At 67.5% G+C, this 18,560-nt stretch carries 23 protein-coding genes; 6 read left to right on the top strand and 17 right to left on the bottom strand.

The features are described 5' to 3' along the window. Positions 1 to 70: 70 nt before the first annotated feature. The gene (locus VBO01S_RS17630) at positions 71 to 475 is read left to right on the top strand and encodes a response regulator (RefSeq protein ID WP_062477080.1); all 405 of its coding nucleotides are present in this window, start codon (positions 71 to 73) and stop codon (positions 473 to 475) included. Positions 476 to 482: 7 nt separating this feature from the next. On the opposite strand, the gene VBO01S_RS17625 is transcribed toward VBO01S_RS17630, so the two are convergent. Continuing rightward, positions 483 to 1,115, bottom strand: a complete 633-nt coding sequence (locus VBO01S_RS17625) for a response regulator (RefSeq protein WP_021008787.1) — start codon at positions 1,113 to 1,115, stop codon at positions 483 to 485. Positions 1,116 to 1,245: 130 nt separating this feature from the next. On the opposite strand from VBO01S_RS17625, the gene VBO01S_RS17620 reads away from it, so the two are divergent. The 5 genes from VBO01S_RS17620 to VBO01S_RS33060 all read left to right on the top strand — a co-directional run bounded on the left by VBO01S_RS17620 (position 1,246) and on the right by VBO01S_RS33060 (position 4,349). Beyond that, entirely contained in the window at positions 1,246 to 2,616 is a 1,371-nt protein-coding gene (locus tag VBO01S_RS17620) for a CHASE3 domain-containing protein (protein ID WP_062477077.1), read from the top strand. Between the two features lie 204 nt (positions 2,617 to 2,820). After that, positions 2,821 to 2,985: a DUF1328 domain-containing protein gene (locus VBO01S_RS31865; RefSeq protein WP_070063586.1), complete on the top strand. Its 165-nt coding sequence runs from the start codon at positions 2,821 to 2,823 to the stop codon at positions 2,983 to 2,985. A 54-nt stretch (positions 2,986 to 3,039) separates the two neighbouring features. Continuing rightward, on the top strand, positions 3,040 to 3,414 hold the full coding sequence (locus tag VBO01S_RS17615) for a hypothetical protein (protein ID WP_062477074.1): 375 nt from the start codon (positions 3,040 to 3,042) through the stop codon (positions 3,412 to 3,414). A 52-nt stretch (positions 3,415 to 3,466) separates the two neighbouring features. Next, a complete protein-coding gene (locus VBO01S_RS17610; RefSeq protein ID WP_062477071.1) occupies positions 3,467 to 3,850 on the top strand; it encodes a hypothetical protein in 384 nt (127 codons plus the stop codon). Beyond that, positions 3,837 to 4,349, top strand: coding sequence for a hypothetical protein (locus VBO01S_RS33060; RefSeq protein ID WP_062477126.1), 513 nt, complete (start codon positions 3,837 to 3,839; stop codon positions 4,347 to 4,349). The genes VBO01S_RS17610 and VBO01S_RS33060 overlap by 14 nt, the downstream gene beginning before the upstream one ends. An 82-nt stretch (positions 4,350 to 4,431) precedes the next feature. Here VBO01S_RS33060 and VBO01S_RS17600 read toward each other — a convergent pair whose 3' ends face one another. The 16 genes from VBO01S_RS17600 to VBO01S_RS17525 all read right to left on the bottom strand — a co-directional run bounded on the left by VBO01S_RS17600 (position 4,432) and on the right by VBO01S_RS17525 (position 18,291). Then, the gene (locus VBO01S_RS17600; protein ID WP_062477068.1) at positions 4,432 to 4,926 is read right to left on the bottom strand and encodes a BON domain-containing protein; all 495 of its coding nucleotides are present in this window, start codon (positions 4,924 to 4,926) and stop codon (positions 4,432 to 4,434) included. A gap of 135 nt (positions 4,927 to 5,061) precedes the next feature. After that, positions 5,062 to 5,886, bottom strand: coding sequence for a DUF429 domain-containing protein (locus tag VBO01S_RS17595; protein WP_062477065.1), 825 nt, complete (start codon positions 5,884 to 5,886; stop codon positions 5,062 to 5,064). Positions 5,887 to 5,899: 13 nt separating this feature from the next. Beyond that, the gene (locus tag VBO01S_RS17590; protein ID WP_062477062.1) at positions 5,900 to 6,781 is read right to left on the bottom strand and encodes a DMT family transporter; all 882 of its coding nucleotides are present in this window, start codon (positions 6,779 to 6,781) and stop codon (positions 5,900 to 5,902) included. Between the two features lie 16 nt (positions 6,782 to 6,797). Further along, complete coding sequence (locus VBO01S_RS17585; protein WP_062477059.1) at positions 6,798 to 7,220, bottom strand: BLUF domain-containing protein; 423 nt, start codon at positions 7,218 to 7,220, stop codon at positions 6,798 to 6,800. Positions 7,221 to 7,223: 3 nt separating this feature from the next. Beyond that, positions 7,224 to 7,955, bottom strand: a complete 732-nt coding sequence (gene folE / locus VBO01S_RS17580) for a GTP cyclohydrolase I (RefSeq protein WP_062477056.1) — start codon at positions 7,953 to 7,955, stop codon at positions 7,224 to 7,226. Between the two features lie 139 nt (positions 7,956 to 8,094). Then, positions 8,095 to 8,865, bottom strand: a complete 771-nt coding sequence (locus VBO01S_RS17575) for an endonuclease/exonuclease/phosphatase family protein (protein WP_062477053.1) — start codon at positions 8,863 to 8,865, stop codon at positions 8,095 to 8,097. Further along, entirely contained in the window at positions 8,862 to 9,338 is a 477-nt protein-coding gene (gene nudB / locus VBO01S_RS17570) for a dihydroneopterin triphosphate diphosphatase (protein WP_062477050.1), read from the bottom strand. Before nudB ends, VBO01S_RS17575 begins: the two co-directional genes overlap by 4 nt. Positions 9,339 to 9,345: 7 nt before the next feature. Then, a complete protein-coding gene (aspS, locus tag VBO01S_RS17565; RefSeq protein WP_062477047.1) occupies positions 9,346 to 11,151 on the bottom strand; it encodes an aspartate--tRNA ligase in 1,806 nt (601 codons plus the stop codon). 37 nt (positions 11,152 to 11,188) lie between these two features. Further along, on the bottom strand, positions 11,189 to 11,821 hold the full coding sequence (locus VBO01S_RS17560) for a DUF502 domain-containing protein (protein ID WP_062477045.1): 633 nt from the start codon (positions 11,819 to 11,821) through the stop codon (positions 11,189 to 11,191). Positions 11,822 to 11,835: 14 nt separating this feature from the next. Further along, entirely contained in the window at positions 11,836 to 12,177 is a 342-nt protein-coding gene (locus VBO01S_RS17555) for an FmdB family zinc ribbon protein (RefSeq protein ID WP_062477042.1), read from the bottom strand. Positions 12,178 to 12,282: 105 nt separating this feature from the next. Continuing rightward, on the bottom strand, positions 12,283 to 13,731 hold the full coding sequence (locus VBO01S_RS17550; RefSeq protein ID WP_062477039.1) for a high affinity choline transporter 1: 1,449 nt from the start codon (positions 13,729 to 13,731) through the stop codon (positions 12,283 to 12,285). A 19-nt stretch (positions 13,732 to 13,750) separates the two neighbouring features. Continuing rightward, positions 13,751 to 15,316, bottom strand: a complete 1,566-nt coding sequence (ubiB, locus tag VBO01S_RS17545; protein WP_062477035.1) for a ubiquinone biosynthesis regulatory protein kinase UbiB — start codon at positions 15,314 to 15,316, stop codon at positions 13,751 to 13,753. Continuing rightward, on the bottom strand, positions 15,313 to 15,870 hold the full coding sequence (locus tag VBO01S_RS17540; RefSeq protein ID WP_062477123.1) for a ubiquinone biosynthesis accessory factor UbiJ: 558 nt from the start codon (positions 15,868 to 15,870) through the stop codon (positions 15,313 to 15,315). Before VBO01S_RS17540 ends, ubiB begins: the two co-directional genes overlap by 4 nt. A 57-nt stretch (positions 15,871 to 15,927) precedes the next feature. Further along, entirely contained in the window at positions 15,928 to 16,932 is a 1,005-nt protein-coding gene (locus VBO01S_RS17535) for a Tim44 domain-containing protein (protein ID WP_062477032.1), read from the bottom strand. 41 nt (positions 16,933 to 16,973) lie between these two features. Then, on the bottom strand, positions 16,974 to 17,705 hold the full coding sequence (ubiE, locus tag VBO01S_RS17530) for a bifunctional demethylmenaquinone methyltransferase/2-methoxy-6-polyprenyl-1,4-benzoquinol methylase UbiE (RefSeq protein ID WP_062477029.1): 732 nt from the start codon (positions 17,703 to 17,705) through the stop codon (positions 16,974 to 16,976). 172 nt (positions 17,706 to 17,877) lie between these two features. Next, positions 17,878 to 18,291: a gamma-butyrobetaine hydroxylase family protein gene (locus VBO01S_RS17525; RefSeq protein ID WP_062477026.1), complete on the bottom strand. Its 414-nt coding sequence runs from the start codon at positions 18,289 to 18,291 to the stop codon at positions 17,878 to 17,880. Positions 18,292 to 18,560 lie beyond the last annotated feature (269 nt).

Below are 18,560 nucleotides of genomic sequence, written 5' to 3'. Positions count from 1 at the left end.
GGCAGGCTCTCTCCTCCGCAGGGCGCTTGGACACGAGCACCTGCCCACCTCAGAGGAAGCGCGGTTCGGCATGGATTCCAGATTGCAGACCTACGTTGTCGAAGACAACCCCACGATCCGTGAAAACCTCATCGGCACTCTGGAAGAGCTCACCTGCACCACGGTCGTGGGCTTTGCGGAAACCGAGCAGCACGCGCGCGACTGGCTGCACGACCATGCCGACGAGTGGCACCTGGCCATCGTCGATCTCTTTCTCAAGCAGGGAAGTGGCCTGGGCATCCTTCAGGCCTGCCAGTCGCGCAAGCCCGGCCAGAAGGTGGTGGTGCTCAGCAACTATGCGACGCCCGACATCCGGCGCCGCTGCGCCGAGTTCGGGGTCGACGCGGTGTTCGACAAGTCGAACGAGATCGACGCACTGGTCGACTTCTGCATCCGCCAGGCCGCCGCGCTGCGGTCCGCACCCGGCGATGCCTAGGCGCGGCTCAATCGATGAGCTTGTTCTTCAGCGCGTAGTAGGTCAGGTCGCTGTTGGAGGACAGGTTCATCTTCTCCATCAGCCGCGTGCGGTAGGTGCTCACCGTCTTCACCGACAGCGACAGCGTCTTGGCGATGTCGCCGGCGGTCTCGCCCTTGGCCAGCTTCAGGAACACCTGGAACTCGCGCTCCGAAAGCTGCTCGTGCGGCGCGGCGTCGTCCTTGCGGTCGAGCTGGCGGGCCAGCAGTTCGGCCACGGCGGGCGTGATGTAGCGCCGGCCCAGCGAAATGGTGCGAATGGCGTTCACGATCTCGATGGGCTCGCATTCCTTGTTGAGGTAGCCGCTGGCGCCCTGACGGATCAGGTTCATCGCGTAGTGCTCCTCGGGGTAGCCGCTGAGGATCAGGATGCCCACGTCCGGCGCCTTGGCGCGGATCATGGCGAGTGCATCGATACCGCTTTGTCCCGGCATGGAGAGATCCATCACCAGCACGTCCAGTTCGGTGGTGCGTACCAGCTCGATGGCTTCACGGCCGCTCGCTGCCTCGCCCGCCACGCGCAGGTCCACGTGCTCGGAGAAGAACTGCCGGAGGCCCGATCGCACGATGGCGTGGTCGTCCACAATTCCAATTTTGATCATCTGTTACTTTCGTCGTTGTGCCGCAGCTTTGGAAGCCGCAGCATGCCGGTCCCTGATTGTTATCAATTATTCACGAAGTTGCATTGAATGCGACCCTAAGGGTGTCATGCACTGGTTAGCCCCCCAAAAAATGGCCGTGAGCCTGTTGCTCGCGGCGCTGGCCGCACTGGCCCTCGTGGGCATCAACGAGGCAGGATACCGGCAATCGAGCCGCGCCCTGGCGGACATCGACGAGGCGCAGCAGATCCGCGGCACGCTCAACCAGATCCTGCAGAACATGCTGGACGCCGAAACCGGCCAGCGCGGCTTCCTGCTCACGGGCGAAGCCGCCTACCGCCAGCCCTACGACATCGCGGTCAAGCAGGTGGACGGCAACCTGGCCACGCTGCGCCAGCTGTACGCCGAGCGCCCGGCCGAGCGCACCCAGCTGTCCGAGCTGTCCAAGCACGTGCTGCGCAAGATCGCCGAGATGGACATGAGCGTGCGGCTGCGCCACGAGGGCAACGAGGACGCCTGGAAGTTCGTCATGACCACCGACGTCGGGCGCGAGGAGATGGAAGCCATCCGCGCCACCGCCAACGAGCTGGTGAAGACCAGCAACGCGACGCTGCAGGCCGGTCAGCTGCAGGTGATGAAGTCGCTGCAGCTGGCGCGCGTCGGCACCGGCATCGTGGCGCTCGCGGCGCTGATCGCCTTCTTCCTGTACCTGCGCCAGACGCACGCGCTGCGCTCGGTGGGCGAGCGCCAGCAGGAGGCGCTGCAACGCGAACGCAACGCCCTCGAAGACGAGGTGCGCGAGCGCACCGCCTCGCTGGCCGAGCTCGCCACCCACCTGCAGGACGTGCGCGAGACCGAGCGCGGCTACCTGGCGCGCGAACTGCACGACGAACTGGGCTCGCTGCTCACGGCCGCCAAGCTCGACGTGGCGCGGCTGAAGTCGCGCCTGGCCGACTCGCCCGACGCGATCCAGCGGCTGCAGCACCTGACCGAGCTGCTCAACAGCGGCATCGCGCTGAAGCGCCGCATCATCGAGGACCTGCGGCCTTCGTCGCTCTCCAACCTCGGGCTGGTCGCCTCGCTGGAAATCCTGGGGCGCGAGTTCGGAGAGCGCTCGGGCCTGGAGATCGAGATGGCGCTGGAGCCCGTGACCATGGACGAGTCGCGCCAGCTCACGATCTACCGCATGGTGCAGGAGAGCCTGACCAACATCGGCAAGTACGCCGAGGCCAGCGAAGCCACCATCGTGCTGAAGAACTACGCCAACCACGTGATCGTGGAGGTGGCCGACAACGGCAAGGGCTTCGACGCGCAGCGCATGCGCCCGTCGACGCACGGCCTGGCGGGCATGCGCCACCGGGTCGAGGCGGCGCGCGGCAAGCTCACCATCACCTCGGCGCCCGGCCAGGGCACGCGGCTCACCGCGATGCTGCCGGTGGTGAAGCCGGCACCGCAGGCCGGCACGCCGGCGAGCCCCGACACCCCCGCGTCGCGCGGCGCCTGACGCAGGCGCTGGCATTTCTTCACGCCCCGGGCCTGCGGCGACTCGGTCGCCTCCTACGCACCCCCGCCCCGGTCGCTGACAGGGCCGATGCGACCCTGCCCTTAAGGTGGGTCCTGTGTCATCCGGCACCGGGCCGCGTCTTCAGCGATGCGCCCGGATGCATGGTTTCAAACCACAAAGAGGGAAGCCTCGAAGGAGTTCCGCATGCTGCACTACGCCGTGGTATTTCTGGTCATCGCACTCATCGCTGCCGTGTTCGGCTTCGGTGGCATTGCCGCCAGCGCGGTGGGGATCGCCAAGGTCCTTTTCATCATCTTTGCCGTGCTCGCCATCGCCAGCTTCCTGGCCGGCTTGCTACGACGCAAGTAGCGTAGTTACGATCCACAGGCTCCCGCATTTCATCTTCCCGGAAAGGACTCTCCCATGAACACGACCAAGACCCCTTCGCAACTCGCCGACGACGTGCGCCAGACCGCCCAGGAAGCGGCCGAAACCACCCGCGCCTACGCTCAGAACGCGGTGAATGCGGCGGGCGAAAAGGTCCGCGAACTGCGCCGCGACGCCGAGCCGGGTGTCGAGCAGTTGGCCGCACGCGTGCAGCAAGCCGTGCAGCGCGGTCTCGACGCCGCTTCGACCACCAGCGCTCGCGCGCACCGCCGCATCGAACAGGCCGCCGACGTGACGGGCCGCTACATCTCCGACCAGCCCGTGCGCTCGGTGCTGCTGGCCGCCGCTGCCGGCGCCGCCATCACGGCGCTGATCGTGCTGGCCAGCCGCCGCAACCGCGACGACTACTGATCCGCTGTTGCATCGCCACTGACCGACCGACCCCGCCCGACCACCCTCGCACATGCTTCATCCGATCTTCTCGACGGTGCTCGGGCACCCGGAGCTCATTGCCGATCACATCGCCAACTACGCCGCCCTTGTCCGGCAGGAGAGTGCCGTGGCGGGACGCGGCTTGGTTGCCCGACTGGTCGCGGGCGTCCTGGCCGTGGCCACCGCCGTGCTCGCCCTCGGGCTGATCGGCGTGGCCGTGCTGCTCGGCGTGCTGCACGGCAGCTTCCACTGGGTGCTGGTGGCCGTGCCCGCCGTGGCGGTGGTGATCGCAGCGATCTGCACCTGGATCGCCACCCGCCCGAGTCCGAACTACGGCTTCGACGATCTGCGCGCCCAGCTGGCCGCGGACCTCGACGCGCTGCATGCCGCCGGAGCCCGCCATGAGCAGCCCTGATTCCCGCCGCCCTGGCGCAGCGCAACTCACGCCGCAACAGCGGCTGGCCCTTTCTCGCCGCGCGCTCGTGCGGCAACTGAACGGCGGCGAGCCCGACGCCCCGGCGCCCCATCGCGCCCTGGCCGCCGGCGACGCCGACGACGATCTCGAATACGCACACACCGACGCTGGCGATGCGCCGCCCGCCTCGCCGGGGCGCCGCCACAACGTCTGGAGCGCGATGGCGCGCGGCGTGGTGCAGCGCTGGTGGCGCCGCCATCCCGCGCACGCGGCCGGCCAGCTGGCCCGCCCCCTGCTCGAACACTACGCCCGCACCGAGCCCGTCAAGCTCATGGCCGCCGCGGCCGCCACGGGCTCGCTGCTGGTGCTCGTGCGGCCCTGGCGGCTGCTCTCGGCCACGGCCGTGATCGCGGCGGTGCTCAAGACCTCCGACGTGGCCGACCTGGTCAACACGCTGCTGCAGAAGCCCGCGCGGCCGCCACGGCAGGACCCGCCCTGACGTCGCGCCAACGCGTGCTGCACGCAGACAAGAAAAAGCCCGGCCGAGCCGGGCTTTTTGCTGCTTGACGCAGAAGGACCGGTCAGCCCTTCACTTCGAGCTGGTTGTTCACCGACTTCACGCCTTGCACGGCCTTGGCGATCTCCTCGGCGCGCGACTTGGCGGCGGCCGTCGGTGCCGGACCCTTGAGGCTCACGGCGCCGCCCTTGGTGTCGACGTCGATCTTGATCGCGCTCAGGTCCGGGTCCTTGGCCAGGCCGGCCGAGACCGAGGCGGTGATCGCGGCGTCGTCGACCGTGGCGGTGACGGCAGCGGTGGCGTCCTTGGCGGCTTCCTTCACATCGGCGGTGGCGCCGGCCATGCCGGTCTTGGCGTCGGCCGCGGCCTGTTCGGTCTTGGCCTTGGCATCGGAGGCCGCCTGCTCGGTCTTGGCGACGGCGCTGTCGAGCTTCTCACCGGCAGTCTGGTTGCCCGGCTTGTCGCAGGCGGCCAGGGTCAGCGCGGCGCCGGCTGCGAGCACGGCGAGCCAGGTGCGCGAGGTGGCAAAGGGAGCGAGGGAACGGTTCGACGTTGTCATGGGAAATCCTCCTGCGGTCGGAATGGGTACATGGACCGGCTTGGTCCACGCCAGTCAATCTAGTCCCCACCGCCCGCGCCCGGGTGTCGCGGCAGGCCCGAAGCGCTGTAGGACAAGCAAGCGACGGCAGGCGGCTCAGGCGCTGACGATCCAGCCTTCGAGCGGGTCCATGGACCCCGGCAATCCGTAGCCCGGACCGGGGCTGTCGGCGCGCCGGCGGGCCCAGGCGGCCTGCAGCAGGCACAGCACCGCGTCGAGTTCGTCGCCCTTGGCGTCGGCACGCAGCCCGTTGCGCTGTGCGGCCGTGAGTTGGAGGCGCAGGCCGAGCCGCGTGCGCCCGGCTTCCAGCGCGGCCAGCAGGTCGGTGCGCGCGGCTTCGCGCTCGGGCGACTGGCGCGCGAGGTCGTCGCTCTTGTAGCTGCGCCGGCCGATCAGCTCGCGGGCCAGCAGTCCGGGATACGCCTCCAGCGCGATGCGTTCCTTGTGGGTGCCCGTGTGCAGGCCCGGCAAGGTGGCGCCGGCGGCGAGCAGGCGCGGCACGCCGGCGTGCAGCATGTAGGCGACCGGCGGGTTCACCCACTTCATCGACGGGCTCGATCCGGCCGGCGCGTCGGTCGCACGGTGCGCGAACTTGCCGCCGACCGGACGCGCCGCGCAGAAGGCGGCGAAGGTGTCGCGGATCTCGGCGCGGCTCAGGCCGGCGTAGTGGGCGATCAGCGCGTCCCACGCGGTCGGCCACTGCAAGTGCTCGATCAATTCGCGCGGCAGGCCGAAGGGAAAGTCGAACCCGCCAACCCAGGCGGGTGTGCTGCTGTCGAGCCACTGGCCCCAGGCGTCGAGCGTGGCGAAGCGATGCAGGCCGGTCAGCGTGACGGCGTCCGTGCCGGCCAGTTCACCGACGGCCACGACGATGGGCTTACGGGCGGTCGGTGCGCTCGAGAAATCGCAGCCGAAGAGCATCGCCCGCCTTCGGTCAACCCAATGCGAGCGCGATCACGCCGGCCGCGATGAACAGCGCGCCCAGCAGCCGCAGCATGCGGTCGCCTTCGCGCAGCAGGTGCCCGCCGATCAGCGCGGCGAACAGCATCGACACCTCGCGCGCCGGCGCGACGTGCGAGATGGGCGCCTGCTGCACCGCGTACAGCACCAGCACGTACGAGACGGGGCTGATCGCCGCCACCAGCAGCGCGTACTTCCACTGCTCACGCCACATGCGCACGGTGGTCGCGCGGTCCTGCAGCGCGGCAGGCAGCAGCAGCACGAGGCGCACGAAGTTGCTCATGTAGTCGAGCAGGATCGGCGACATCGCGAGGAACTTGACGGCGTAGCTGTCGGTGACCGTGTAGGCCGCGATGAAGGCGCCGGTCAGCACGCCGTAGCGCATGCCCTTGTGCACGCGTTCGCGCTGCACCGGGTCATGCTTCTTGTGAAAGAGGCGCGGGCCGCCGGCCACCAGGAACACGCCGAGCACCACGCCGAAGATGCCGGCCACGCCGACGAGGCTGATCTTCTCGCCCAGGAACAGGATCGCGACCAGCGACGACAGCAGCGGCCCCGAGCCGCGCGCCAGCGGGTAGACCACCGTGAGGTCCGACTTGCGGTAGCCGCGCAGCAGCACGACGTAATAGAAGACGTGCAGCACGCCGCTCAGCACGATGAAGGCCCACTCCTTCGTGCCCCAGGTCGGCACGACGCTCCAGCCGAGCGTGATGCCCACGGGCGCCCACACCACGGCCATGAACACGCCGCTCTGGAACGCGAAGCGCGAATCGCCGTTCGCCTTCTTGGCGGCGATGTTCCAACTGGCGTGGATGACGCCAGCCAGCAGGATCAGCGCGAAAGCGGAAAGTGGCACCCCGGTCGAACCGGGATCAGTGGCGGCCGACGATGGCCGCGGTGGCCATCAGTTCTTCGAGCAGCGCGAGCGAGACCTTGCCCGAGACCTTGTAGGGGTCGAGCTCGGGCTTCTCGGAGTACTTCAGCAGCGTCGAGGCGTTGAGCTTGGAGAGGTTGACCTGCCCCATCGTCCAGCCGCCGAAACGGCGCTCGGAGATTTCTTCGTAGTGCAGCAGCACCACGTCCTTGTGGCGCGGATCGCGCTGGATGTGGCCGTAGAGATCGCTGATGGCGTCGCGCCCGCCCTCGATCGCCTGCAGGAAAGTGCCGGCACCGTAGCAGAGGATGCCGGTGATGCCGCAGGCCGGGTTGTGCGTGCGCGATTTCGCGAGGATCGCCTCGATCGCCTCGGGGCTGGTATCGACGGCGCGACTGGCATAGAGAAGTCGGACCAGCATGGCTCAGCTCTTTCTTGGCAGGAGAGACAGGAATTCGCGGCGCAGGCTCGGGTCTTTCAGGAACACGCCGCGCATGACGGAATTGATCATCTTGCTGTCCATTTCCTTCACGCCGCGCCAGGCCATGCAGAAGTGCTCGGCCTCCATGACCAGTGCGAGGCCGTCGGGCTGCGTCTTTTCCTGGATCAGGTCGGCCAGCTGCACCACGGCTTCTTCCTGGATCTGCGGACGGCCCATGACCCATTCGGCCAGGCGCGCGTACTTGGACAGGCCGATCACGTTGGTGTGCTCGTTGGGCATCACGCCGATCCACAGCTTGCCGATGATCGGGCAGAAGTGGTGCGAGCAGGCGCTGCGCACGGTGATCGGGCCGACGATCATCAGCTCGTTCAGGTGCTCGGCGTTGGGAAACTCGGTGAGCGGAGGTGCCGGCACATAGCGGCCGCGGAACACCTCGTTGAGGTACATCTTGGCCACGCGGCGCGCAGTGTTGTCGGTGTTGTGGTCGTTCTCGACGTCGATGACCAGGCTCTCGAGCACGCCCTTCATCTTGACCTCGACCTCGTCGAGCAGCGACTCCAGTTCGCCCGGCTGGATGAACTCCGCGATGTTGTCGTTGGCGTTGAAACGCTTGCGCGCTGCATTCAGTCGCTCGCGGATCTTGACGGAGACGGGCGTGCCCTCGTCATCGTCTTTTCGATCGGGAAGCGGTTCGACGTCGGTTTTCCTCAGCATCCGCAGATGGTATCAGTGAACCCTTTTTCAGCACCGCTAGAGGGGAAACACCGCGGAACCGGCTTTGCCGGGCCGCTGGTGTTGCCCCCGGCAGGGGGTTGGAGAAGCGACACGCAGTGCGCGAAGCCTGGGGGCGAGCTCAGGCCAGCGCGAAGTCGGCTACCAGTGGAAGGTGGTCGGACATGCGGGCCCAGATCGGGCCGCGCGGCACGTTGCAGGCCAGCGGTTCGAGCTGGCGGCCATAGACGAAATCGAGCTGCGTCACGGGCAGGCGCGAGGGGTATGTGAGCGTGCGCGGGCCGCGCAGGTCGCTGGTGTCACGCAGGCCCATGGCGTTCATGGCGTAGCGCATGCGCGCACCCCAGTCGTTGAAATCGCCGGCCACCACCACGGCCTCGTCGATTGGCACCTCGCGCTCGATGAACTCGCGCAGCCGGGCCACCTGCCGCACGCGGCTGCCCTTGATGAGCCCCAGGTGCACCACGATGGCGTGCACCCGGCGCCCTTCGACGTCGATCACGGCATGCAGCAGGCCGCGCTGTTCGAAGCGGTGGTCGGAGATGTCCTGGTGGCTGGTGCGGATCACCGGCCAGCGCGTGAGCAGCGCGTTGCCGTGCTCGCCGTGGCGCGTGACGGCGTTGGTCTCGTAGACGGCCGTGTAGCCCTCGGGCGCCAGAAAGTCGGCCTGCGGCAGTTCGGGCCAGCGCGGAAAACGGGCGGCGGCCTGGCGGTTCATCTTGCGCACTTCCTGCAGGCAGACGATGTCGGCATCGAGCTGCTCGATGGCATGGCCCAGGTTGTGGATTTCGAGCCGACGCGCCGGCCCGATCCCCTGCACACCCTTGTGGATGTTGTAGGTCGCGACCCGGAGGTTCTGCGTTGCTGCTGCTGCGGCGGCCGGTGGGTTCATCGCGCAAATTCTGGCAGCAACAGAATGGCTTCGGCGTTCGACGGGGAAAAGCAGGCGTCGGCCGCCTCGTGGTACGGCAGCCATTGCCAGTCGGTGTGCTCGCGCGGATCGAGCACGGGCGTCAGGCGTTCGGGCACGCACAGGCCGAACAGGTGCTCGGTGTTGTGGGTGATGCCGGGTTCGTAGCGCGCGCGCCAGCCCGGGTAGATCTCGTAGACGTTGCGCAGCTGCCAGTTGACCAGTTGCGACGCCAGCGGCGTGCCCTCGCCGCACTGGATGCCGGTTTCCTCGGCGACCTCGCGGGCGGCCGTGAGCGCGAGCGGCTCGTCGAGGGCGTCTTTGCTGCCGGTGACCGACTGCCAGAAGTCGGACTCGGCATCCGCACGCCGGATGAGCAGCACATCGAGTGCCGACGTGTGGATCACGACCAGCACCGACTCCGGGATCTTCCAGGGCCGGGTGCCGGTCGTCATGGCTGCATCAGGCCGCCTGCGGCGTGTTGCGCAGCTTGATGTGCAGTTCGCGCAGCTGCTTCTCGTCGACCGGGCTCGGCGCCTGCGTCAGCAGGTCTTGCGCGCGCTGGGTCTTGGGGAAGGCGATCACGTCGCGGATCGACTCGGCGCCGGTCATGAGCATGACCAGGCGGTCCAGGCCGATGGCGATGCCGCCGTGCGGCGGCGCGCCGTACTGCAGCGCGTCCAGCAGGAAGCCGAACTTGAGCTGCGCGTCCTCGGCGCTGATCTTCAGCGCGCGGAACACCTTGCTCTGCACTTCCTCGCGGTGGATACGCACCGAGCCGCCGCCCATTTCGATGCCGTTGAGCACCATGTCGTAGGCCTTGGCGATGCACTTCTCGGGCGCGGTGTCCATGAGGTCTTCATGGCCGTCCTTCGGCGCGGTGAACGGGTGGTGCACGGCGCTCCAGCGCTGGCCTTCCTCGTCGAACTCGAACATCGGGAAGTCGACCACCCACAGCGGTGCCCAGCGGTCGTCGAACAGGCCCGCTTTCTTGCCGAAGGCGCTGTGGCCAATCTTCACGCGCAGCGCGCCGATGGCGTCGTTGACGACCTTTTCCTTGTCGGCGCCGAAGAACAGGATGTCGCCGTTGCGCGCGCCGGTGCGGGCAATGATCTCGGCCAGCGTCGCGTCGTCCAGGTTCTTGACGATCGGGCTTTGCAGGCCGTCGCGGCCGGCGGCGGCGTCGTTGACCTTGATGTAGGCCAGGCCCTTGGCGCCGTAGATCTTCACGAATTCCTGGTACGCATCGATCTCGCCGCGCGACAGGCCGCCTTCGGCACCACCGCCGGGCACGCGCAGTGCGACCACGCGGCCGCCGGCCATGGTGGCGGCGTTGGAGAACACCTTGAACTCGACGCGCTTCATCAGCTCGGTGAGTTCGGTGAATTCGAGCTTCACGCGCAGGTCGGGCTTGTCCGAGCCGTACTTGAACATCGCGTCGGCGTAGCTCATGGTCGGGAACACCGGCAGGTCGATGTCCGCGGCGTTGCGGAACACGTTGCGGATCATGCCTTCGAACATCTCGCGGATTTCTTCTTCGGCGAGGAACGAGGTCTCGATGTCGATCTGCGTGAATTCAGGCTGGCGGTCGGCGCGCAGGTCTTCGTCGCGGAAGCACTTCACGATCTGGTAGTAGCGGTCGTAGCCGGCCACCATCAGCAGCTGCTTGAACAGCTGGGGCGACTGCGGCAGTGCGAAGAAGCTGCCGTCGTGCACGCGGCTGGGCACGAGGTAGTCGCGTGCGCCTTCGGGCGTGGACTTGCCCAGCATCGGGGTCTCGATGTCGATGAAGCCGTTGGCATCGAGGAACTTGCGCGTTTCCATCGTCACCTTGTAGCGCAGCATCATGTTGCGCTGCATGGCCGGGCGGCGCAGGTCGAGCACGCGGTGCGTGAGGCGGGTGGTTTCCGACAGGTTGTCGTCGTCGAGCAGGAACGGAGGCGTGACCGAGGGGTTGAGCACCTTCAGTTCGTGGCACAGCACTTCGATCTTGCCGCTCTTGAGGCTGTCGTTGGTCGTGCCTTCGGGGCGCGCACGCACCAGGCCGGTGATCTGCACGCAGAACTCGTTGCGCAGGTTCTCGGCCACGGCAAAGGTCGAGGCGCGGTCGGGGTCGCACACCACCTGCACGTAGCCTTCGCGGTCGCGCACGTCGATGAAGATCACGCCGCCGTGGTCGCGGCGACGGTTGACCCACCCGCACAGGGTGACGGTCTGGCCCAACAGGGCTTCGGTCACAAGACCGCAATAGTGAGTACGCATGGCCATAGAGATGACTTCCGGCGCCGTCGTGGCGCGTTCGTTTTTATGAGTTGGATGGCTTGATCGCCACCGAGGAGGGGCCGCCTGGAACGACCACGCCCATCGAGACGATGTACTTGAGCGCTTCGTCCACGCTCATCTTCAGTTCGACGCAGTCACTGCGCTTGAGCATGACGAAGTAGCCGCCCGTGGGGTTGGGCGTGGTCGGCACGTAGACGCTGAGGAATTCCTCGCTGCCCAGGTACTCGGCCACCTCGTTGCCCGGCGCGCCGGTCACGAAGGCAATGGTCCACACGCTCTCGCGCGGCCACTGGATCAGCACTGCCGTGCGGAATGCGTTGCCGTTCTCGGAGAACAGCGTGTCCGACACCTGCTTGACGCTCGAGTAGATCGAGCGCACGACCGGAATGCGGCGCACCACGGCGTCGCCCCAGCCGAGCAGGCGCTTGCCGACGAAGTTGCTCGCAATGGCACCGACCACCAGCAGGATGGCCAGCGTGAGCAGCACACCGAGCCCGCGGATGTTGTTGTCGTAGAGCCAGCGCTGCCATGCGCCCGGCAGCACCCACAGCGTCTGGTCGAGCGTGTCGATGATCCACTTCAGCACCGCCAGGGTGATGAACAGCGGAACGATCACCAGCAAGCCGGAGAACAACCATTTGCGCAGGGCGGACATGGGAGAGGGTTCCGTCAGTCGCCGCTCTTGGCGGCAGCCGTTGCAGCGGGGGCCGGCGCGGGAGCGGGCGCCGGTGCGGGGCTGGAGGCGGGGGACGAAGAAGAAGCGTCGGCCGACTTGGCACCGTCGCCGGACGCAGCGGGCGCGGTAGCGGCCTCGGACTTCTTGCCGCCGCCCTCGCGGAAGTCGGTCACGTACCAGCCCGAGCCCTTGAGCTGGAAGCCGGCGGCCGTGACCTGCTTTTCAAATGCGCTCGCACCGCATTCCGGGCACACCGAGAGCGGCGTGTCCGACATCTTCTGCAGAACGTCTTTGGCAAAGCCGCAGGAACTGCACTTGTAGGCGTAAATGGGCATGGGAAATCGGGGTGGGAATGAGCGACGCAGCTGCCGCTCGCAAAGCCCTCGATTATAGGGGCGCCCCCGCCCACAGGGGCCGTGGGGGCCCGGCCCGGCCCGCCATCAGGCCGGCTCGGTCGCCAGGAGGCGGTGCGGCGTGTGAGTGTTCGCTATCCATTGCGGCAGCAGCGAGCCGATGACCATGCCCGCGAACGAGGACAGCACGCCCGCCAGCTGGGCCGGGAAGGCGGTACCCCAGGGCATCGCCATGAACAGCAGCCAGACGCCGATGCCCCCCACGATCGAGGCGATGGCGCCCTGGGTGGTGGCGCGGCGCCAGTACAGGCCGCACACCAGCGGCACGAAGGCCCCGACCAGCGGCACCTGGTAGGCGCCCGACACCAGTTCGTAGATCGGCGTGCCCTGCATGCGGATCGCGTAGGCCAGCACGGCGGCGCTGAACAGCAGCACCGTGATGCGCATGGTCATCAGGTTCTCGCGGTCGGTGCCGGCGGGACGGAACTGGCGCCAGATGTTCTCGGTGAAGGTGACGCTGGGCGCCAGCAGCGTGGCCGAGGCGGTCGACTTGATGGCCGACAGCAGCGCGCCGAAGAACAGCACCTGCATCACGAAGGGCATCTTCTGCAGCACCAGCGTGGGCAGCACCTTCTGCGGATCTTCCTTGAGCAGCACCGCCACCTCCTCCGGCATGATCAGCAGCGCGCTGGCCACGAGGAACATCGGCACGAAGGCGAACAGGATGTAGGCCACGCCGCCGATCACCGGGCCGCGCGTGGCGGCCTTGACGCTGTTGGCCGACATCACGCGCTGGAACACGTCCTGCTGCGGAATGGAGCCCAGCATCATCGTGATGGCCGCGGCGAAGAAGAACACCATGTCGTGCCAGTTGGGCTCGGGCCAGAACTTGAAGAGGTCCTTGCTGACCGCGAAAGCCACCACCTTGTCGGCGCCGCCGGCCATGTCGCCCGCGAACATCGCGATCACCGCGAGGCCGACGACCAGGATGATCATCTGGATGAAGTCGGTCACGGCCACCGACCACATGCCGCCGAACAGCGTGTAGGCCAGGATCGAGACCACGCCGATCACCATGCCCAGCGGGATGCTGATGGCGCCGGCCGACAGCACGTTGAACACCAGCCCCAGCGCCGTGACCTGCGCCGAGACCCAGCCCAGGTAGCTCAGCATGATGATCAGCGAGCAGGCCACTTCCACGCTGCGGCCGTAGCGCTCGCGGTAGTAGTCGCTGATGGTCAAGAGCGTCATGCGGTACAGCTTGCCCGCGAAGAACAGGCCCACCAGGATCAGGCAGGTGCCCGCGCCGAACGGGTCTTCGACCACGCCGCTCAGGCCGCCCTCGATGAACTTGGCCGGGATGCCGAGCACCGTCTCGGACCCGAACCAGGTCGCGAAGGTGGTCGTGATGATCATGAACAGCGGCAGGTGCCGCCCCGCGATCGCGAAGTCGGTGGTGTTCTTCACCCGTTTGGCCGCATACAGGCCGATGGCGATGGTGACCAGCAGATAGACGATGACCAGCGTCAACAACACGGCGAAACTCCTCCAGCCTCTAGAACAAACGCACGCGCACCAGCACTTGCATGGCGAGCAACCCCAGGACGAATCCGATGCCGCCATAGAGGATGGCCTGCAGCAGCCGGTTGGTGCGCTTCTGCGCGGCCAGCAGTTCCTGCAACTCGCGGCGGTGATCGGGCGGCCGATTTTCCAGGAAATCGTGCAGCAAACGCGGCAATTGCGGCAGCAATTTCGCGTAGCGCGGCGCCTCGGCCCGCAGTTGCTGGAACAGCTTCTTCGGCCCGATCTGGTCGATCATCCACTTCTCGAGGAAGGGCTTGGCCGTGGCCCAGAGGTCGAGCTCGGGGTCGATGCTGCGGCCCAGGCCCTCGATGTTCAGCAGGGTCTTCTGCAGCAGCACCAGCTGCGGCTGGATCTCGACGTGGAAGCGGCGCGAGGTCTGGAACAGGCGCATCAGCACCATGCCCAGCGAGATTTCCTTCAGCGGCCGGTCGAAGTACGGCTCGCATACGGTGCGGATCGCGGCCTCGAGTTCGTCGATGCGCGTGCCCTGCGGCACCCAGCCGCTCTCCAGGTGCAGCTCGGCCACGCGCTTGTAGTCGCGCCGGAAGAAGGCCGCGAAGTTCTGCGCAAGGTACTCCTTGTCGGACTCGGTGAGCGTGCCGATGATGCCGAAGTCGAGCGAGATGTAGCGCCCGAAGGTCTCGGGCGCCAGGCTTACCTGGATGTTGCCCGGGTGCATGTCGGCATGGAAGAAGCCGTCGCGGAACACCTGCGTGAAGAAGATCGTCACGCCGTCGCGCGCCAGCTTGGGAATGTCGACGCCGGCGGCACGCAGCTTGTCGATCTGCGCAATGGGTACGCCGTTCATGCGCTCCATCACGATCACCTCGGGGTGGCAGAAGTCCCAGAACATCTCGGGGATCAGCACCAGGTCGAGCGAGGCCATGTTGCGGCGCAGCTGCGCAGCGTTGGCGGCCTCGCGCACGAGGTCGAGCTCGTCGTGCAGGTACTTGTCGAACTCGCCGACCACCTCGCGCGGCTTCAGGCGCTTGCCGTCGGGCGAGAGCTTCTCGATCCAGCCGGCCATCATGGCCATGAGGGCCAGGTCCTTCTCGATCACGCCGCGCATATTGGGGCGCAGCACCTTCACCGCCACGTCGCGGATCTCGCCCTGGTTGGTGCGGATGGTCGCGAAGTGCACCTGCGCGATCGAGGCGCTGGCGATGGGCGTTTCGTCGAACTGCACGAACACGTCGCTCACCGGGCGGCGGAAGGCGCGCTCGATGGTCGCGACCGCCACCGCCGAAGGGAACGGCGGCACGCGGTCCTGCAGGAAGGCGAGCTCGTCGGCGATGTCGGGCGGCAGCAGGTCGCGCCGCGTGGACAGCACCTGGCCGAACTTCACGAAGATGGGGCCCAGCCGCTCCAGCGCCTCGCGCAAGCGCTGGCCGCGCGGCGCGTCGAGGTTGCGTCCGATGGAGACGATGCGCGCCACCACGCGCAGCCAGGGCTTCTGGAAGCTCGTGAGCACGAGCTCGTCCAGGCCATAGCGCAGTGCGACCCAGACGATGAACAGGCCGCGATAGAAGCGACTCATTCGGCGTGGCCCGCCGCACCGCCGGCACGGGCCGAGCGGTCGCCGACGAACTGGCGCAGCGCGCCCACCACGCGGCGCACGCCGTTGCCCAGCGTGTGCGCGGGCACGTCGCCGATCACGCGGGCCAGGTCGTCCTCGACGTCCCAGCGCACGTGGTCGACCAGCCAGTTGACCTCGGCCGCGAGTTGCACGTCGCCGACGATCTGCACGGAAGGCTTGTCGCCGCGCAGCGTGGCGCGGGCAATGTCGAAGGGGGAGTCATCGATCACGGTGAGCGTGAGTTCGGGCGTGGAGCCGGCAGGTGCCAGGTCGAGCAGGCCGGCCGGCGTGGCCACCAGTTCCATCGTCACGAAGCGCCACTGGAAGCGCACCACCCTGCCCTGCTGGCGCAGCAGCCGCTGCTGCGCTTCGGGTTCCTGCTGCAGCACGTGGTTCAGGAACAGCACCGCGCGGTGCTGGATCTCGTGGACGGCCCAGGCCGGCGGTTGCAGGCGTTCGCCGATGCGGTTGAACAGGTCGCCGAGCAAAGAAAAAGGGGACGATGGTGTAGCCATGGTCCCCATTATCCCGTCAGTGCTACGGCCGGGTGACGGCCGTGGCTCAGGTTTTTGTCACTGCAGCGCTTGCACGCCTGCGACGAGCCAGCCGGCGCTGCCGGTCTTGGTCATGTTCCAGACTTCACGGAACGGGGCCGGGCCCGCCGAGGCGTCTTCGCGGATCATGCCGGAGAACTCCACGCTCGCCATGTAGGCGTCGGGCAGCTCTTCGATACCCAGCAGCTTCGCGTCGAGCATCACGACCTCGGTCTTGTTGAGCGCACCGCCCGTGTGGCTGGCGCGATCGGCCAGCTGCGTGCGGATCTCTTCGACCATGCTGTCGGTCATCATGGAACGCAGCATCGACACGTCGGCGCGGTCCCAGGCGTCTTGCAGCGTCACGAAGTTGCGCTTGGCGGCGGTGAGGAAACCGTCGGCATCGAAGCCTGCGGGGATGCCCCAGGACTGCGAACCGGCCAGTGCCGAACCGATCATGCTGCCACCGGCTGCGGCACCCGCGGCCGAGAGGCTGCTGCCGTGCGATGCCGGTGCGGCGTCGAACGCCGCGGCGTTGCGCTCCCACGGCCGTGCCGAGGCGTCGTTGCCGACGTTGGCCGGGCTGTACTGTGCCGGTGCGCGTGCATCGGCGGGGCTGCCGGCGCCCTGGAAGGCGAAAGCGCCCTGGCGGTTGGCGTTGCCCGACGACGCGGCCGAGCGCGCCTTGAAGATGCGCCACACCGCGAGCGCAGCGAAAGCCAGCAGCGCGATCAGCAGGATGTTGGCGAAGCCGGCACCCAGGCCCAGCGAATTCGCGAGCCATGCCAGGCCCAGGCCGGCGGCGAGACCGCCGAGCATCGCGCCCCACGGACGCTTCGGTGCAGCGGCGGCGGGCGTTGCGGGCTTGGGCGCCGCATTGGTCGCGTTCTGCTGCGCGGGGGCCGCGGGCTGCGTGGCCTGGCGCTGCGTCACGTTGGACGACTGGCGACCGACGGACTTGCCGCCACCCATGCGAGCAGCTTCCGCCTGAACGCTCACCAGCACCAGTGCTGCTGCCAAGAACAAAGAACCCAAACTCTTCATGCCGTCTCCTCTTGAGCGAAAAATTCGCGTCGTCATCGTGATCAACACTTGATTCCAACATGGAGGGCAGCAATTCCCCCCGTCATGTTGTGATAGTCCACATGTCCGAAACCGCCCTCTTTCATGAGGGTCTTGAGCTCCTCTTGCGAGGGATGCATCCGGATCGATTCGGCCAGGTAGCGGTAGCTCGCATCGTCGCCGGCCACGAGCTTGCCCAGGCGCGGCAGCACGTTGAACGAATACCAGTCGTAGGCCTTCGTGAGCGGCTTGGCGACCTTCGAGAACTCGAGCACCAGCAGCTTGCCGCGCGGCTTGAGCACGCGGTTCATCTCCTTGAGTGCGATGTCCTTGTGCGTCATGTTGCGCAGGCCGAAGGCCACGGTGACCACGTCGAAGTGGTCGTCGGGAAAGGGCAGCTTCTCGGCGTCGCAGACCGTGGTGGGCAGCACCACGCCGGCGTCGAGCAGGCGGTTGCGGCCGGTGCGCAGCATGGCTTCGTTGATGTCGGTGTGGACCACCTGGCCCGTGGCGCCGACCTTCTTGGAGAAGGCGAGCGCGAGGTCGCCGGTGCCGCCCGCGATGTCGAGCACGCGCGAGCCTTCGCCCACGTTCGCGACCATCACGGTGTAGGCCTTCCAGGCCCGGTGCAGTCCGGCCGACATCAGGTCGTTCATGATGTCGTAGCGCGAGGCCACCGAGTCGAAGACGCCGCGAACGCGTTGCGCCTTCTCGCTTTCGTCGACTTTCTCGAAGCCGAAGTGGGTTGTACTCATGCGCTGGATGTTAGGCCGGAAGGCATTCCTTCAAGGCGACGACCCCGCGGGCACGGCGGACATTTGTTGCTTTTTCCTCCAACGGAGGGCCGCCGCAACGCGCGTCTTTGCTGTGTGTAAGGCTATCTTTTCAATAGCAACAGGGTATGTTTACCCTCGGTTCCCGCGGCGCTCAGTGGCTGCTGCAGGCGTGGCCGCCCTTGTCGGCCATCGGGGCGTCGCGGTCCACGCCGGCCGCGGCCAGGCGCCGCTCGTAGTCGGCCCACAGCTCGGCCTGCCGGGCACCCAGGTCATAGAGCAGGCTCCAGGTGTAGATGCCGGAGTTGTGGCCGTCGCTGAAGGCCGGCTGCACGGCGTAGTTGCCCACCGGCTCGAGCCCGACCAGGTCGACGTCGCGCTTGCCGGTCTGCAGCACCTCCTGCCCCGGGCCATGGCCCTGCACTTCGGCCGACGGCGAGTAGATGCGCATCAGCTCGAAGGGGATGCGGAAGGTGGCGCCGTCCGAGAAGCCGACCTCGAGCACGCGCGATTGGCCATGCACGGTGATCGATTGGGGTGTCGGCGCGCCGGCTTGCAAACCTGCCATGGGGAATCCGTTCGGAAGAAGAGAAAAGGGAGAGGACTCGCGCAGTATGCCGCGCGCTGCGCGCCAGCGTGCCGGCCGCCTGCGCTTAGCATCGCTGCATGCCGTCACGCACACGCTCTCCCCTCCTCCTGTCGCGTCCGAACCGGGCCGCCCTCGTCCTCTGCGCCGCGCTCGCGGGCACCGCCCTCGCCCCACCGGCCCATGCCTTCTGGGGCCTGATCGGCAAAGCGGCAGGCAAGGCCGCGACCGCCGGCAAGGCGGCCGGCGTG

Origin of the sequence: Variovorax boronicumulans NBRC 103145, assembly GCF_001591345.1 — a bacterium.
GTDB classification, from domain to species: Bacteria; Pseudomonadota; Gammaproteobacteria; order Burkholderiales; family Burkholderiaceae_C; genus Variovorax; species Variovorax boronicumulans.
Note: the sequence above shows the minus strand (reverse complement) of the source record. Positions and strands in the feature narration are given on the sequence as shown.

Bases quoted from the DNA above. Each gene is read 5' to 3' on its own strand.
- VBO01S_RS17555 (WP_062477042.1), bottom strand. From the start codon at position 12,177: ATGCCCATTTACGCCTACAAGTGCAGTTCCTGCGGCTTTGCCAAAGAC.
- VBO01S_RS17585 (WP_062477059.1), bottom strand. From the start codon at position 7,220: ATGCTGGTCCGACTTCTCTATGCCAGTCGCGCCGTCGATACCAGCCCC.
- VBO01S_RS17630 (WP_062477080.1), top strand. From the start codon at position 71: ATGGATTCCAGATTGCAGACCTACGTTGTCGAAGACAACCCCACGATC.
- VBO01S_RS31865 (WP_070063586.1), top strand. From the start codon at position 2,821: ATGCTGCACTACGCCGTGGTATTTCTGGTCATCGCACTCATCGCTGCC.
- VBO01S_RS17535 (WP_062477032.1), bottom strand. From the start codon at position 16,932: ATGAAGAGTTTGGGTTCTTTGTTCTTGGCAGCAGCACTGGTGCTGGTG.
- VBO01S_RS17615 (WP_062477074.1), top strand. From the start codon at position 3,040: ATGAACACGACCAAGACCCCTTCGCAACTCGCCGACGACGTGCGCCAG.
- VBO01S_RS33060 (WP_062477126.1), top strand. From the start codon at position 3,837: ATGAGCAGCCCTGATTCCCGCCGCCCTGGCGCAGCGCAACTCACGCCG.
- folE (WP_062477056.1), bottom strand. From the start codon at position 7,955: ATGCTGAGGAAAACCGACGTCGAACCGCTTCCCGATCGAAAAGACGAT.
- ubiE (WP_062477029.1), bottom strand. From the start codon at position 17,705: ATGAGTACAACCCACTTCGGCTTCGAGAAAGTCGACGAAAGCGAGAAG.
- VBO01S_RS17600 (WP_062477068.1), bottom strand. From the start codon at position 4,926: ATGACAACGTCGAACCGTTCCCTCGCTCCCTTTGCCACCTCGCGCACC.
- VBO01S_RS17620 (WP_062477077.1), top strand. From the start codon at position 1,246: ATGGCCGTGAGCCTGTTGCTCGCGGCGCTGGCCGCACTGGCCCTCGTG.
- VBO01S_RS17610 (WP_062477071.1), top strand. From the start codon at position 3,467: ATGCTTCATCCGATCTTCTCGACGGTGCTCGGGCACCCGGAGCTCATT.
- ubiB (WP_062477035.1), bottom strand. From the start codon at position 15,316: ATGAGTCGCTTCTATCGCGGCCTGTTCATCGTCTGGGTCGCACTGCGC.
- VBO01S_RS17575 (WP_062477053.1), bottom strand. From the start codon at position 8,865: ATGAACCCACCGGCCGCCGCAGCAGCAGCAACGCAGAACCTCCGGGTC.
- VBO01S_RS17540 (WP_062477123.1), bottom strand. From the start codon at position 15,870: ATGGCTACACCATCGTCCCCTTTTTCTTTGCTCGGCGACCTGTTCAAC.
- VBO01S_RS17560 (WP_062477045.1), bottom strand. From the start codon at position 11,821: ATGTCCGCCCTGCGCAAATGGTTGTTCTCCGGCTTGCTGGTGATCGTT.
- nudB (WP_062477050.1), bottom strand. From the start codon at position 9,338: ATGACGACCGGCACCCGGCCCTGGAAGATCCCGGAGTCGGTGCTGGTC.
- VBO01S_RS17525 (WP_062477026.1), bottom strand. From the start codon at position 18,291: ATGGCAGGTTTGCAAGCCGGCGCGCCGACACCCCAATCGATCACCGTG.
- VBO01S_RS17595 (WP_062477065.1), bottom strand. From the start codon at position 5,886: ATGCTCTTCGGCTGCGATTTCTCGAGCGCACCGACCGCCCGTAAGCCC.
- VBO01S_RS17625 (WP_021008787.1), bottom strand. From the start codon at position 1,115: ATGATCAAAATTGGAATTGTGGACGACCACGCCATCGTGCGATCGGGC.
- aspS (WP_062477047.1), bottom strand. From the start codon at position 11,151: ATGGCCATGCGTACTCACTATTGCGGTCTTGTGACCGAAGCCCTGTTG.